The organism is Streptomyces sp. NPDC046876 (assembly GCF_040645035.1).
In the GTDB taxonomy this organism is placed as follows: Bacteria; Actinomycetota; Actinomycetes; order Streptomycetales; family Streptomycetaceae; genus Streptomyces.
In genome coordinates, this window is the sequence record NZ_JBEYXK010000011.1 from 1 (window position 1) to 13,982 (window position 13,982).

At 72.6% G+C, this 13,982-nt stretch carries 14 protein-coding genes; 9 read left to right on the forward strand and 5 right to left on the reverse strand.

Annotated elements, in window-relative coordinates; all coding sequences use genetic code 11:
- The first annotated feature begins 499 nt into the window (after nucleotides 1-499).
- Nucleotides 500-1,174, forward strand: coding sequence for a hypothetical protein (locus tag ABZ924_RS09250; RefSeq protein WP_361906202.1), 675 nt, complete (start codon nucleotides 500-502; stop codon nucleotides 1,172-1,174).
- 191 nt (nucleotides 1,175-1,365) lie between these two features.
- Here ABZ924_RS09250 and ABZ924_RS09255 read toward each other — a convergent pair whose 3' ends face one another.
- Nucleotides 1,366-2,913 carry a hypothetical protein gene (locus tag ABZ924_RS09255; protein WP_361906204.1) on the reverse strand — a complete coding sequence of 516 codons (1,548 nt, stop codon included), beginning with the start codon at nucleotides 2,911-2,913 and terminating at the stop codon, nucleotides 1,366-1,368.
- 205 nt (nucleotides 2,914-3,118) lie between these two features.
- Here ABZ924_RS09255 and ABZ924_RS09260 point away from each other — a divergent pair, with 205 nt between their 5' ends.
- Nucleotides 3,119-3,535 carry a hypothetical protein gene (locus tag ABZ924_RS09260; protein WP_361906206.1) on the forward strand — a complete coding sequence of 139 codons (417 nt, stop codon included), beginning with the start codon at nucleotides 3,119-3,121 and terminating at the stop codon, nucleotides 3,533-3,535.
- A 49-nt stretch (nucleotides 3,536-3,584) separates the two neighbouring features.
- Here the strand turns inward: ABZ924_RS09260 and ABZ924_RS09265 are convergent, their stop codons facing one another.
- Both ABZ924_RS09265 and ABZ924_RS09270 read right to left on the reverse strand, forming a co-directional pair.
- A complete protein-coding gene (locus ABZ924_RS09265; protein WP_361906208.1) occupies nucleotides 3,585-4,496 on the reverse strand; it encodes a helix-turn-helix transcriptional regulator in 912 nt (303 codons plus the stop codon).
- Between the two features lie 86 nt (nucleotides 4,497-4,582).
- A complete protein-coding gene (locus ABZ924_RS09270; RefSeq protein ID WP_361906210.1) occupies nucleotides 4,583-5,428 on the reverse strand; it encodes an SDR family oxidoreductase in 846 nt (281 codons plus the stop codon).
- Between the two features lie 916 nt (nucleotides 5,429-6,344).
- Here ABZ924_RS09270 and ABZ924_RS09275 point away from each other — a divergent pair.
- Nucleotides 6,345-8,243 (forward strand): serine hydrolase, encoded by a 1,899-nt coding sequence (locus tag ABZ924_RS09275; RefSeq protein ID WP_361906212.1) that lies wholly within the window; start codon nucleotides 6,345-6,347, stop codon nucleotides 8,241-8,243.
- Between the two features lie 119 nt (nucleotides 8,244-8,362).
- Here ABZ924_RS09275 and ABZ924_RS09280 read toward each other — a convergent pair whose 3' ends face one another.
- Nucleotides 8,363-8,788: a hypothetical protein gene (locus ABZ924_RS09280; protein ID WP_361906214.1), complete on the reverse strand. Its 426-nt coding sequence runs from the start codon at nucleotides 8,786-8,788 to the stop codon at nucleotides 8,363-8,365.
- Between the two features lie 221 nt (nucleotides 8,789-9,009).
- Here ABZ924_RS09280 and ABZ924_RS09285 point away from each other — a divergent pair, with 221 nt between their 5' ends.
- Nucleotides 9,010-10,242, forward strand: coding sequence for a glycosyltransferase (locus ABZ924_RS09285; RefSeq protein WP_361906439.1), 1,233 nt, complete (start codon nucleotides 9,010-9,012; stop codon nucleotides 10,240-10,242).
- A 24-nt stretch (nucleotides 10,243-10,266) separates the two neighbouring features.
- On the opposite strand, the gene ABZ924_RS09290 is transcribed toward ABZ924_RS09285, so the two are convergent.
- On the reverse strand, nucleotides 10,267-11,214 hold the full coding sequence (locus ABZ924_RS09290) for an NmrA/HSCARG family protein (RefSeq protein ID WP_361906215.1): 948 nt from the start codon (nucleotides 11,212-11,214) through the stop codon (nucleotides 10,267-10,269).
- A 191-nt stretch (nucleotides 11,215-11,405) separates the two neighbouring features.
- Between ABZ924_RS09290 and ABZ924_RS09295 the strand changes: the two genes are divergently transcribed.
- The 5 genes from ABZ924_RS09295 to ABZ924_RS09315 all read left to right on the forward strand — a co-directional run bounded on the left by ABZ924_RS09295 (nucleotide 11,406) and on the right by ABZ924_RS09315 (nucleotide 13,980).
- Nucleotides 11,406-11,576, forward strand: coding sequence for a CsbD family protein (locus ABZ924_RS09295; RefSeq protein WP_361906217.1), 171 nt, complete (start codon nucleotides 11,406-11,408; stop codon nucleotides 11,574-11,576).
- 155 nt (nucleotides 11,577-11,731) lie between these two features.
- On the forward strand, nucleotides 11,732-12,208 hold the full coding sequence (locus ABZ924_RS09300) for a metalloregulator ArsR/SmtB family transcription factor (RefSeq protein WP_361906219.1): 477 nt from the start codon (nucleotides 11,732-11,734) through the stop codon (nucleotides 12,206-12,208).
- On the forward strand, nucleotides 12,205-12,624 hold the full coding sequence (locus ABZ924_RS09305; RefSeq protein WP_361906221.1) for an SRPBCC domain-containing protein: 420 nt from the start codon (nucleotides 12,205-12,207) through the stop codon (nucleotides 12,622-12,624). Before ABZ924_RS09300 ends, ABZ924_RS09305 begins: the two co-directional genes overlap by 4 nt.
- Nucleotides 12,625-12,760: 136 nt before the next feature.
- Nucleotides 12,761-13,171: a hypothetical protein gene (locus ABZ924_RS09310; RefSeq protein WP_361906223.1), complete on the forward strand. Its 411-nt coding sequence runs from the start codon at nucleotides 12,761-12,763 to the stop codon at nucleotides 13,169-13,171.
- 101 nt (nucleotides 13,172-13,272) lie between these two features.
- The gene (locus tag ABZ924_RS09315) at nucleotides 13,273-13,980 is read left to right on the forward strand and encodes a hypothetical protein (RefSeq protein ID WP_361906225.1); all 708 of its coding nucleotides are present in this window, start codon (nucleotides 13,273-13,275) and stop codon (nucleotides 13,978-13,980) included.
- The last annotated feature ends 2 nt before the right edge of the window (nucleotides 13,981-13,982 follow it).

Genomic DNA, 13,982 nt, shown 5'->3' on the forward strand with positions numbered 1-13,982 from the left:
CTGCGACGACAACCAGTTAGCCAGCCCCCGAACCCCCTGGCAACGACCCCCCTCTACGACCGCCCATCGCAGCCGGCGAGCGAGAGCTTCCGCCGACCGAAAGCTCTCCGGGCAGGTGAGAGCGGGTTTCCCGCCGGGTCGGGGACCTACTATCCGGGCGCGAATGTGACGCAGGTCCTGTGGGGCGCCTCACCGCCCAGGAGCCGGAATGTCACCTTCCGTGGCCGGTTGTGCCCTTTTAGGGCTGTGTCCCGGGCTACTTTCGGCCCCCGGGGATCGGAGTGCACCGGTGCCCTCGGCCTCCCGCCTGCGTCGCTCTCCGCAGGCCCCGCAACCATGCTCAGGTGCGCCGCGTGTGGTCCGGTGGGGCTGATTTCGCCTGCCTCGCCGCACCGCAGGTAAGGGGGACCTGATGCAGGAGCCGACCGGGGGCACGACATCGCCGTCGAGGCCGGGCACGAGACGGACCGGGACGGTGAGAGGCCGTGTGGGGCGCGCCGTGTTCCGCCTCTTCATGGCCGCTCTGATCACGCTGCTCGCCGTACGCACCTACGAGGAGACGGGCGTCGCACTGGCGCGCGCGAACGGATCGCTGCGCACGGCTGAGGCCACCATCACGGAGCTCACGTCCCACACGGAGTCCGGGAGAAGCGGTGGGGGCCAGGACGGTGGCAGCGGAGACTGGTTCGTTCACACCGAGTACGTGATCGCACTGCGGGTCGACGGCGAGCTGAAGACGGTGGGCGGCGTGCCGGGCCGTGCCGCATCCGGCCTTCGGGAGGGGCAGCAGGTCGCGGCGGGCATGTGGCGGGGGCGGATCGTGGAGATCGACGGGCGTGATATGTGGCCCGGTTGGCACCCCGGGGCGTGGGACATCACGCTGTTCGTGCTGTATCCCCTGGTCATGGGGTACCTGATCGCCCTCGCCGTGGCCGGCGCCGCCCGGCTCGCCCACCTCGGCGGCCGGGGACGGCTGGAGAGGCACGACCGGTTCGGGCCCTGGATGCTCGGGTTCCTCGTCGGAGTGGCGGCGATCCTCGCGCTCCTGGTGTGGGCGGCTTTCGGGAACCGCGCCGCGTTCTGGCCGCTCGTACCCGTCGGCGCCGGAACTGCGGCCGCGCTGGCGCGGCTGGGGGTGGTGGTCCGGCAGGCCCGGTCGGAACGGGATGAGTGAGACCTTGGACTCCGGATCCGGCTGAGGCGCCCCTCCCGGTCGCGCCAACCCCTGCGGTGTAGTCCCACGGACGCATTCCAGCAGCGGATCCGGCCCCGTCAGCTGATGGCCGGCACGATCGCCACCGGTCCGGACGCTGCCGCCGACGGCCCAGGGCGGTCGCGCTGCCCGCCCGGGCCCGGCGGGCAGTACTAGGATTGAGCGCCCTTGAGCCGGCGGTTGACCTCCTCGTTGATGCGGCGGTTCAGTTCGGCCAGCTGCTCTGGGGTGTAAGCAGTGAGGTCGCCGAGGTCCGGTGGGTTGGCCTTGGGGCTGTCCTTTTGTTTTTGGCCCTCGCGGCGTTTGAGCTCCTGCTCCTCAGGGGAGCCGGGCGCCGCGTACGCGCACCGGATCAGCGCGCCGTCGGCGGCCTTCAGGCAGGTCGCCTCGCGGCCCGCGACCTGGCCCTTGCCCTCCACCCGGTAGCGGATGTCCTGTTCGCTGCCGATCGTCGCGGTCCATGTGCTCCCGCCGGTGGGCACCACCTCGAAGACCATGTCGTCGTTGTAGCAGCAGACGTCCCGGTACTCCGCCTTGATCAGCGCGACGATCGCCTTGGGCGAGGACCAGGTCGGATCGAGCCGGTGGACGGTCAGGGGCGCCAGTTGGCCTCCTTGATGGCGCGCCGGCACCGTCGACACGGCGACGACGGAGCTGGCCTCGCCCTGCGGTGTGAGCGGGGTGACGTACACGCTGCGCCCGCTGGTGTCGGCGTAGCGCAGGGTGAACTCCGAGTCGTTCCCCTCGTTCGCCCCGTCCTCGGACGCGTCCCAGCCGCTGCGCTCGAACCACCAGTCGGCGAAGCCTCCGACGGCGGCGGTCGCCTCCCGTTGCCGTGCGGCGAGGCTCAGCGGGTAGGAGGGGCCGGGTACCTCGGCCGTGTCGGTGGTGATGGTGACCTTGCCCGTCCGCCCGTTGTAGAGGGCTACTCCGGCGGGTCGCTCCGTGACGACCAGGACCCCGGTCTGGCGCTTGAGGGGTACGACCACGATGGGCGTGTCGCCCGAGCAGGTCACGTAGGCGTCCTTGGCCTTGAAGCGGACCCAGCGCTTCTGGGCGGAGATCTTGCGGCCCAGGTTGTGGCTGAACCAGCCGCTTATGCGTGCGTCCGCCACGTCCACGTCGAACGAGCAGCGCTGCTGCGAGCGGTTGGTGCCGCCGAGCGGAATGTCCTGCACGAGGCCCACTTCGTACCCGGACAGCCAGCCGCTCCGCTCGACCAGGGTGGCGAACCTGTCCGAGTCGGGCAGGTAGGTGATGTCGGAGATCTCACCGGTGACGTCGCCCAGGTGCGGGGCGGCCTGCGCCTTGCCCACGAGGAAGGGGGCGCGGGGTGCCAGCTGGGGCACGGGCTCGGTGACCACCTGCGTGTGGGCCATGTAGGCGCGGTCCTGCAGGTACGAGCCGTAGATCAGCCAGAAGACGGCGAGCCCGATGCCGACGACGACGCCCAGGCAACCGAGGGCCTGCGCCGCGTCGCTCGGCTCCCCGGCGGGCTCGCCGCGCCGCCTGCGAAGGAGCCACTGCACCAGCCGTACCAGGACGACGAACGCCGCGGCCAGCAGCGGCAGGGCCAGCCATGCGAAGAACTTCCGCAACTCCCACACCAGGATGGTGGTGTAGTACGGGGCGTACAGCGGCGCACATGCCGCCAGGATCACCAACCCCGCTGGTATGCCCATACGCATGGCCCTGCTCATCAGCGCTCTCCCCCACCCGCCGCCTGGTTCAGCCCAATTGTGTAGTGCTGGGCGTGCCTTGTCATGGCTGTACGGAATTTACTCCGGGCCGGCGCCTGCACACCCGGCGCCTGAGCGGGCAGGGGGCGATCAGCGAGGATGAGCGATCGACCCCCGGATGCCGTGGCAGCACCATGCGGGGCAGGAGCCGAGGACGAGGAGCAGGATGATCACGCAGGGAGTGGCGATCGCAACGCGGTGCGATGCCTGCGGCGGTGTACTGGAACGCGACATCGGCCAGTTCGTCGACCGCGGGCGCCTGTGGTGGGGAATTGAGGCAGGCTGCCGGGCATGCGCCGCCGGGTGGTGCGAACAGGGCAGCGGCCGCGAGACGCCGGAGGAGATCCGCCAGGCACTCCTGGCCGAACATGGAGCTGCCCGGCTCCGGCTGACAGGGCCCGAGGCGAGTCCGGTGGCTGTCCTGCGTGTTCTTCGGGAGGTGCATGACCTGACACTCGCGCAGGCGAGGGCCTCGGCGGACGAGTTGCGGACGACCGGGCTGGTGGGAACGCTGGTCGAGATGGAACTCATGGCCGCCCGGCTCCGGCAGCGCTCGGTGGGGGCGGTGGTCGAGCCGTGCTGACCTTCGGCAGCGAAACGTGGGCAGCCCGATCGGTCAACGGCCGCGCCGGCTAGCGATGCGGTGATCTGGAGGGGAGGGCCTGGGACGGGGCCGACCAGGCCAGCAGCATGCGCAGGGCGTCCTGCGCGGGGCTGCCCGGCTCGGCGGTGTAGGTGATGAGCGCCTGGTCGGGGTCGTCGGCCGCGCGCAGCGTCTCGTACGAGAGCTCCAGCTCGCCGACGATGGGGTGGTGGAAGCGCTTGCGGCCCGAGGTCTTGTCCTGTACGGGGTGTTCGGCCCACCAGCGGCGGAACTCCTCGCTGCGCACGGACAGTTCGCCGATCAGCCGGGCCAGCTCCGGGTCCCCCGGTCGGCGCCCGGCCTCGAGGTGCAGGTAGGCCACGTTCTCGCGGGCGCAGCCGGTCCAGTCCGCGTACAGCTCGCGGGCCGCCGGGTTGAGGAAGGTGTTGCGGGCGATGTTGCGCTCGGCCGGGTCGAGGGCGCCGAAGTCGCCGAGCAGCGCGCTCGCCGCCGGGTTCCATGCCAGGACGTCCATCCGGCATCCCATCACCATTGCCGGCACGTCGTGCAGTCCGTCCAGCAGCAGGCGCAGCGTCGGCCGCACCTGCTGGGTGCCGGCGCGCGGGTGGTTCGCGGCCGGGGAGGCCGCACCGACCGGGCGGCGGGCGCGGCGGGCCAGGTGGTGCAGGTGCCGGGTCTCGTCCTCGGTCAGCCGCAGCGCGCGGGCGAGCGCGTCGAGGATCGCGGCCGACGGGTTGGGCACCCGGTCCTGCTCCATCCGCGTGTAGTAGTCCACGCTCACCCCGGCGAGCTGCGCGGTCTCCTCGCGGCGCAGGCCCGCGACCCGGCGCCGGCCGCCGTAGTCGGGCAGCGCGACGTCCTCGGGGGTCAGGCGGGAGCGGCGGGTGCGCAGGAAGCCGCCCAGGCTGGTGGCGGCGGTCGTCGTCGGGTTCGCGGTCATGGACCCGATTGTCGCCCGCGGACCGGGTGCGCTGCCTGGCCCTGCCAGGACCAGGCAGCGCGGGTGACGCCGGCCGGCGGAAGGGCTCAGACGGCCCTGCCCTGCTCCGGCCCGCCCGCCCCGGCCGGGATCGCGGTCGTCAGGCCGCCGTCGACGACGATGTCCTGGGCGGTGATGTACGAGGAGCGCGGGGACAGCAGGAAGGCCACCGCCTCGGCGACCTCCTCGGCCGCGCCCAGCCGGCCCAGGGGGACCGTGGCGGCCAGGGCCTGGTGCACGTCGGGGTCGTCGGGGATGTTGTCGTGGAACATCTCGGTGACGATGTAGCCCGGGCTGACCGAGTTGACCCGGATGCCCTGCCCTGCCAGGTCGGTGGCGAGGGTGCGGGCGAGGTTGTGCACGGCCGCCTTGGTGGCCGCGTACACCGGGGCCACGGCCATGCCGCGGTACAGGGTCCACGAGGCGTTGATCACCACGGAGCCGCCGCCCGCCGCGCCGAGCAGCGGCAGGGTCTTCCGGACGGTGAAGAACGCGCCCTTGAAATTGACGTCGACCAGGTGGTCGAAGTCCTTTTCGGTCACCTCGGCGGCGCGCTGGAACAGCCCGACACCGGCGTTGGCGAACACCCCGTCCAGCCGGCCGTACCGGGCGCCGACGGTGTCGGTCAGCCGGTCGAGGTCGGCGGGGTCCGCGGCGTCGGAGCGGACGGCGAGGAGGCGCTGACCGCCGTCCGCGTACGGGGCCAGCCCGGCCGCGGCGCGGGCCAGCCGGGCCTCGTCCCGGCCAGTGACGACCACGTCGGCCCCGGAGGCGAGCAGCAGCCGGGCGGTGGCCAGGCCCATTCCGCTCGTGCCCCCGGTGATCAGGATGGTGCGGCCCGCGAAGTCGGCAGGACGCGGGAACTCGGTTGCTGTGGCAGTGGTTTCGGTCATGACGTCAGCCTCGCCCGGCGGTCCGGGGGCGAGCCAGGCCCGCCTGAACCCGGGTCTCCCGGGACCACCCACGGCTGCCGGCGCGCCTGCGTCGGCCGCGGCGTGGGGGCGGCGTTCGTCCGGCATGCCGGGCCGAAAAGACACAAGATCGACCAGAGGGAACGATCCGTGCGCTGCATACATCTAGCAATACGGCGGGGCTCCGGAGGGGCCTCGCCGCACGGTATCTGCACGGTGTGAGTGGCAAGGCGGGGCTGGGATGAAGGCGACATCGGTGGCGGGCAGTACTCCGGACGACCCGGAGCTCGAGAGGACCAGCAAAGATGCGGGGGCGGCCGCTGACGACACGGTTGCGGAACCGGACGCTGCGGACATGGGCGAGGCCGAAGAGCAGCCTGCCGTCGTGTCGTCCCCGGCCGACGACGAGGATGCGGACGAGGGCGGGGAGGCCGACGAGCCGGAGCCTGCGCCCGACGCTGCCCGGCAGAAGACGGATGACGGTCCCGGTGCCGACCGTACGGGCGCGGTTTCGCCGCCCGCACCCGGCCCTGCCGTAGGCGGCGACGAAGCCGCGAGCAGCGAAGCGAAGGCCCGTCCCTCGGTCGGCAGTCACGACGACGACGCGGTCGAAACGGGGAGGGGGCCCGGCAGCAGCACGCAGTCCGCTCAGGCGACCGCCGCGTCCGGCGACACCCCCGCGGCCAAGGGAAAGGCTGACCGCTCCTCGGGCGTTGGGAAGCCCGCGGTCGACAGCAAGGCTGAGGCTCGTGCCGGGGGCGAGGACAGTGCCGACGCCGAAGCGGGGGCCGCCCGGGGCGCCACCAAGCCGGAGGCTGGTGCCGCTGCCGTGGCCGCGGGCGATGGGGATGCGGAAGCCCCAGCCGGGCAGGGGAGCGACGAGACACAAGTGCTCGCCATGCCCGCACGCAGCGCCGCCAAGCCCGAGAGCGACAGCGAGGACGACACCGCGCACGGCGGCACGGGAACCGGCGCGTCGGGCGATCAGTCCAGGAGTGGGACTCGATCCACCCCTGACGCCGAGGCCGGGGCTGGTGACGATGAGGACGATGAGGTGGCCGATGGCACCCTCACGCTCGGCAAGCCGGCGCGCGACAAGGTCAAGGCCGCGACCGAGCCCACGGCGCGCGCCGACGCCGCGGCCTCGGGGGCCGACTCCGACGGCGGAGGCGAGGACACGCGAACCGTCGGGTTCCGCGCGCCCGACGCTGCCGTGACGGGCCGGAAGCCGAAGGCAGAGGTCGCGGCGGCCGGGTCCGGGGACGGCAGCGCCGACGCCGACAGCGACGGGGCGGAGGCCCGAGGAGACCGGCCCGACACCGACACCGACACCGAGGCCGAGGACGGCGGCCGGAAGGTGCCCGCGTGGGCCCGGGGCGAGGAGGGCGACTCCGAGCGGACCAGCAAGTTCGTCGCCCTCAAGCCGCTCGACGTGCCGGCGCCCCCCGCGCCGCGGCCCCAACCGCGCCCCGAGGCCCCCGAGCCCACGACGCCCAAGGCGCCGCTGGATCTGCTGGCCGAGCTCACCAACACCCCTCCCCCGCCGGAGACCCCCCGCCGGACCGTGCTGCGCCGCGTCAAGGTGTGGACGCCGATCCTGCTGCTCCTCGCCGGGGGCTCCGTCGGCGCCCAGTTGCTGCGTCCGCTCCCCGCCCCGCGGCTGGTCGCCGCGGAGGCAGCCCACTCCGTCGACGGGCAGTTCTCCATACCCTGGCCCGCCAAGGGCCAGGGGGCAGTCCGCGTCCCGGGCTCCGGCGAGGTCGGCACGTTCGGTGAGCAGAAGCCCGTCCCCACGGCCAGTGTGGCCAAGGTGATGACGGCTTACGTGATCCTCAAGGGCCACCCCCTGCGCAACAACGAGCCGGGTCCCGACATCACGGTCGACGCGAAGGCCGTGGCCGAGGGCAACTCCGAGAACGAGTCCCGGATCCAGGGGCTCACGGCCGGGTCGAAGTTCAGCCAGCAGGACATGCTGAAGATGCTGATGATCCCGTCGGGCAACAACATCGGCCGACTGCTGGCCCGCTGGGACACCGGCAGCGACTCCGAGGCCGCGTTCGTGGAGAAGATGAACGCCGCCGCCAGGGAGCTCGGGATGAAGGACACCACCTACACGGACCCCAGCGGCCTGGACGCCGGCACCGTCAGCACCGCCACCGACCAGTTGAAGCTGGCCGAGGCGGTGATGAAGAACGAGGTCTTCCGCGCGATCGTCGCGATGCCCAGCGCACCCATCAAGGGGCTGGCCGAGCCTCTCATCAACAACAACGAGCTGCTCAGCGTGCAGGGCCTCAGTGTCTACGGGATCAAGACCGGATCCAGCACACCGGCCGGCGGAACGCTGATGTGGGCGGCGCGCAAGTCGGTCGGCGACGAGACCCCGCTGATCCTCGGCACGCTGATGGAGCAGCGCGTGGAGGGCCCGGACCCGAACGCGAAGAAGAGCCTGGCCCTCGTGCTGGCGAACAGCAGGAAGATCATCGAAGCGCTACGGACGGCCCTGGCGTCCACCCCGCTCGTCCGCAAGGGCGACACGGTCGGTTACGTGGACGACGGCCTCGGCGGCCGTACGCCGCTCGTGGCCACCAAGGACCTGAACGTGATCGGCGTTCCGGGCCAGCAGTTCAAGCTCACGCTCGGCGCCGGCACCTCGCAGCTGCCGCACCAGGCGAAGGCCGGTACGGAGGTGGGCACCCTGACCGCCGGTGAGGGTGAGGGGGCCAAGAGCGTGCCGGTGGCCGTCCGGACCGCCCTGCCCGAGCCCTCCGTCCGCGCCCGGCTGACCCGCCTCGGGTGAGCGGGCCCGCCCGCCGGTCCGGCCGCGGGGCCGGGCCGGCGGGCGGGTTCCGGGAGCGTGTCGGAGGCCCCGGGGCAGCCTCGTGGCGGCCGCGTGCCACCACTCCGGGGCTCTCGGGCCTACATCTTCCGGCAGGTGACCTTTGCGCGGTGGTACGGGAAGGTGACGGTGTTGCCCTTCCAGCCCACGCTCCACGGCGACAGCTCCTTGCCGCTGCCTTCACCGAACTCCATGCCCATCAGGTCCTTCGTCTCTCCGGGCACACCGCTCACGTGGTACGGGCCGTCGTCACCCTTGACCTCCAGCTTGCCGCCGGAAAGCTGCCAGGTCCCGGAGCTGCCCTCGCGCCCGCCCTGGCTCACCTGGTACGTCCCGTCCCCCACGGTCACCGTCGCGGAGAGCCCGCGGGCGCCGGCGGCGATCGTGCAGTCCCACGTGCCCTTCGCGGCCTCCTCCAGGGACTTCTCCCCGGCGCAGGCCACCACGGCGAGCGCCATCGGCACCCCCACGGCTCCGACGGCCGCCCACTTCGTCCAGCGCTTCATCGCCCAGTCCCCCCAAGCTCTCCGACTTCCTGTGCGAGCCGGACCCTACCTGAAGTTGATCAAGGAACGCGAAGCCGCCCCGCGCGAGCGGCAACCGGCTGCCTCCCGTCAACCCGAGTCGGCCACCCAGCCGTTTCGGAGGATTTCCGTGCCGCCCGTGCGGGGGCGTGCGGCCGGGGTGCGGACCGGCCGCCACACTGGCGCGCGTGAGGATTGCCATCATGACGGCGGGATCCCGAGGGGACGTCGGACCGTACACGGGTCTGGGGGCCGGACTGGCCCGGGCCGGGCACGAGGTCACCCTGGTCACCCACGGCCTGTTCGAACCGCTGGTGGCCGGGTCGGGGGTGCGCTTCCAGGCCGTTCCCGGGGATCCGAGGGCCGAACTGCACTCGGCGCGCGGTCGGGGGCTGCACCGGAGCCGGAGCGGGGCCGCCAAGCTGCTGCGGGCCGTGGCACTGGCGAGGAGCGTCGCGCCCGGGATGACGCGGCCGATGGTGCATGCGGCGCGCGACGCGGACGTCGTACTGGCCGGGGGAACGGTCGCGCCGCTGGCCTACGCCATCGCCCAGGGCCTCTCCCGGCCCAGCATGGGCCTGTTCCTGCAGCCGCTGCACGGGACCCGCGCGTTCCCGCCGCCGATGCTCGGCACCCGATCCCTGGGCCCGTTGGGCAACCGGATCGGCGGGCACGCCGTCGCCGCGGCCGTCGACCACGTCTTCACCCGGGCAGCACGCATCCTGGCCGCGGACCACGGCCTGCCTTCGAGCCGCCTGTCCGCGGCCCGCCGCGCCCGCGAGCGGGAGGGCTGGCCCGTGTGGCACGGCTTCAGCGAGCTGGTCGTTCCCCGGCCCCGTGACTGGCGTCCCGGCCTGGGGATCTCCGGCTACTGGTGGCCCCACGACAGCGTCAGCCGGCTCCCACCGGATCTGGAGGACTTCCTCGGCTCCGGCCCCGCCCCGGTCTACGTGGGGCTGGGAAGCGCCACCACCCCCGACCCGCGCCGCGTCAGTGCCGACATCGTCACCGCCCTGCGGTCCGCGGGCCTGCGCGGCGTGATCCAGGAAGGCTGGGCAGGGCTCTGCGCCGCCCGGGACGACATGATCACCATCGGTGACGTTCCGCATTCCCTGCTGTTCCCCCGCATGGCGGCCGTCGTCCACCACGCCGGAGCCGGGACGACCGGCGCAGCCCTGCGCGCGGGTGTTCCCTGCGTGCCCGTTCCCGTCCAGTTCGACGGCCATTTCTGGGCCCGCCGCCTCGTGGAGCTGGGCACTGCCCCCGGGGTGGTGCCGTTGCGGCACCTCACCCCCGGCGCCCTCGGCTCCGCGCTCCGGCAGGCGGTGACCGTCCCCTCGTACCGCGAGCGCGCCCGGGAGGTCGCCCGCCGGCTGGCAGGCGAGGACGGTGTTGCTCCGGTCGCCGCCGCCCTGGACCGGCTGGTGGGCGCCTGACGGGTGCGGGTCGGGGGGCAGGCCTCAGGTCAGGTGGAACTGGTCGCGGTGCGCGTACAGCCAGGTCCGGAAGTCCTGGAGGCCGGGGTGGAGGGCGCGGGCGGCGTCGAGGTCGCGGGCGGCGGTGAAACCGTGCTCGCAGTCGGCGTAGTACTGGAACATGTTGCCGACTTCGTCTGCGCCCGGGAATCCGAGCGCGCGGAAGGCGTCCGCCGTCAGGGGCCGGTACCGCACGGGCTCTCCGAGCACGTCGGTCATGGCCGCGGCCATGTCGGCGACGGTCAGGTGCTCCCCGGCGATGCTGATGGTGGCGGCGATGAAGTCGGTGCCGCCTTGGAAGATGGCCAGGGCGATCCGGCCGATGTCGTCGACTGCGATGCCGGAGAGCCTGCTGTCGCCCATGGGAAAGGTGAGTTCGAAGGCGCCGTCCTCGCCGCGGCGCGGGGCGAACATCGACAGCAGGTTCTCCCAGTAGAACGTGGTCCGCAGGAAGGTGGTGGGGACGCCGGCGTCGGTGAAGAAGTGGTCGGCCTCCGCCTTGGCGTCGAAGTGCGGCACTTTGTACGAGCCCTGCAGCGTGGGCATCCGGTCGTCGTCGAGCGGAATGCACTCGCGCGTGTCGTCCAGGGTGGACCAGATCGCGTGCTGCACCCCGGCGTGTCCCGCCGCCCGGGCCAATGCCTGCGCCTGTGCCTGCTCGTGGGCCGCGGACATGTCCTCCCAGAAGTTCGTCACCAGGTAGGCGCCGTAGGCACCGTCCAGGGCCGATTGCAGGCTCGCCTCGTCGTCCATGTCCGCACGGACGATCTCCGCGCCGAGCCGTTCCAGCTGCCCGGCCCTGTCCGAATCCGGCCTGCGGGTCACGGCCCGGACCGTGAAACCGCTGTCCTTGTCCTCCAGGACGGCGCGGGCGAGGGACCCGCCCTGGTGCCCCGTCGCGCCGAACACGGTGATGACCCGCTTGCCGTCCATCGCCAGCACCTCTTCCCTGCCGCAGCCGCCCACAGAACCTGGTAGCGAAACCTACGGTCGCGAAGGCTCCCGCTCGTGCCGCACACGCCGACACCCGTGCTGTTGCCGCTCCAGAGGCGGTGCCCGGAGGTGTAGCGGGCCCCGCACGGGGCAGGCGGCAGCAAAAGGTTCCGATTCGGAGGTGAGCCTTGATGGCCAAGGAGAAGAAGGCCAAGAACATCGGAAAGAACGTCAAGGGCAAGGTCAAGGAAGCCACCGGCAAGGCAGTCGGCAACGAGAGCCTCGAAATGAAGGGGAAAGCCGAGCAGACTGCCGCGAATGCCAAGCAGACCGCCCAGAAGGCCAAGGACACCCTGACCTGACCGTCCGGCAGGCTGGGTGGAGGCCGTCGTCCTTCGAGGACGGCGGCCTCCGACTGCGCCGGCCCCGCAGGCTGCTGTGCGGCCTCGGCCCGGCGGCGCGCACGACGCGTCGGGAAAAGTTGACATGTCGGAGAGTCCCGACGCATCCTGGGGTCATGGAACCCGTCGACGTCTACAGCGCCCTGGCCAATCCGGTCCGGCGCACCTTGCTCGAAAGGCTGCGCGGCGGCGCCCGGGCGGCCGGTGACCTGGCCAAGGACTTCTCCCTGAGCCGGCCGGCCGTCTCCGAGCACCTCGCCGTACTGCGGAAGGCGGGGCTGGTCCGCGAGGAGCCCCGGGGGCGCCACCGCTACTACCACCTGCAAGCGGAGCCCCTCGCCGAGGTCGGCGCCTGGCTGCATCCCTTCGAGCGCTACTGGCACGGCCGCATGAGCGCACTGAGCGACGTGCTCGACGGCCTCGACGTGCTCGACGTGCTCGACGAACCGGGCGAGAACGACCGGCACGGCCGGGACGGCGAGGTCGCCGGCAGTGACCCGTCCGACGCCCCGGCGGGGTCCGCAGCCCACACCGCCCCCGGTACCACCACCCCCCGCACCCACACCCGCACCACAGAGGACGACGCCCCATGAGCACCGAACCCCGGACCATCCACTGCGACCGGTTCATCGCCCACCCTCCGCAGGCCGTGTGGCGGGCGCTCACCGAGCCGGACCTCCACGCGCGCTGGTGGGCCGCCGGCGACGTCCGCGCGGAGGTCGGGCACCGGTTCACCCTCGACATGGGGCCGTGGGGCCACCAGGAGTGCGAGGTCATCGCGGTCGACCCGGAGCGCATGCTGAGCTACAGCTTCGCCCCGGGCACCCTGGACACCACCATCACCTGGCGCCTCGTCCCGGAAGGAACCGGTACCCGCCTCCTCCTCGACCACTCCGGCTTCGACCTCGAATCGCCGCTGGCGAGGGCGGCGTACGAAGGCATGGGCGGCGGCTGGCCGGCCGTCCTGGAGCGGATCGAGCCGGCGCTCGACGACGCGGCCGCCCGCTGATCCGGGCCGCGGGGGCGTTCTGCGTCACGGCTCCCGCGTCCGCGGGGCGGCCGGGCGGGCAGCCGGCCGGGGGAACCGCGGTGCCCTCGCCGTCCGGTTACCCGCCCGCCGGACCGGGAGCTGGTTGGCTGGGCGGGTGAAGTACTTCGTGACGGTCCAGGCGAGCCAGGCGGACTACGACGCGATGACGGGGAAGGCCACACCCTCCTCTCCCTCGTGGAGGCGTCACGAGCTCCTGGCGATGGTCACCTTCATGGACCGGCTGAACTCGGAACTCGCCGCATCCGGGGAGCTCTTGGACGGGCAGGGGTTCACCGCGCCGGCCGAGGCCCGGTTCGTCACCGGCGGGCCCGGGCGCGAACCGGCGGTCACGGACCACCCGTACGACGACGGCGACGTCGTGACCGCGGGCTACTGGCTGCTGGATTGCTCCGGCCTCGACCGGGTCACCGAGATCGCGGCCCGCATCACGCAGTGTCCGGTGCCGGCGGGAACCCCCGAGTACCCCGTGGTGATCCGTCCGGTCGGCGAGGGCCCGCCGGTCTGAGCAACGGGCCCGGCCGGCCGGTTCCTTCGGGACCCCGTTGTCAGTGGCGGGTACGAAGATGTGACCGTACCGCTGAACAGGCACCATCCGAGGGGATCTCCATGTCCGCACCCGCTCCTGCCCCCGCCCCCGCGTCCCTTCCCTTCGCCGCCGGATGGTGCGCCACCGATCTGGGCTCCTACCGGCCGTGCGCATACACCTACGAGGTCTACCCCCTGGAGAGCCTGCCCCCGCTGGACTCCGGCCGCCTCGACGGCAGCTTCTCCTGGCTGGGCGGCCCGGGGGCAGCGGACGGACCGCAGTCGGAGCATGCGGAACAGCTCGCGCGCACGGAGGCGGCCCTGTCGGCCGTCGGCCTGCACCTGCCCGCCGACTTCCGCGCCTTCCACGGCAGCGCCGGCCTCTGCCGCGCCTTCGACGAGGTGTCGGTGACGGCCTGCTGGAGCGACCTGTCCGGCCCTCTGGAGAGCCCGGCCGAGGACGGCGCCCGCCTCGTGCGGTTCCTTCGGGACCAGCAGGACTGCGTCATCTGGTACCTCTACCTGCGCCCCGACCGCGAGGCGTTCGTGGTCGCCTCCCCTCTCGACCTCGAACGCGCCGAACAGGAGCTGGAGGAGGCGCAGCGGGCGGAGTTCCGCACCGCAGCAGCCGGTTCGCTGCTGCGGTGCGCCTCGACCTTCGAGGAATTCGCCTACCGCTTCGTGGTCGAGAACGAGTTGTGGATGCACCTGAACACCACCGGCCCCGATGCCGAGCTCGCCCCTCATCTGCAGGAGTACCTCGGCCACTACGCACCCGCGGCCGGCTGACC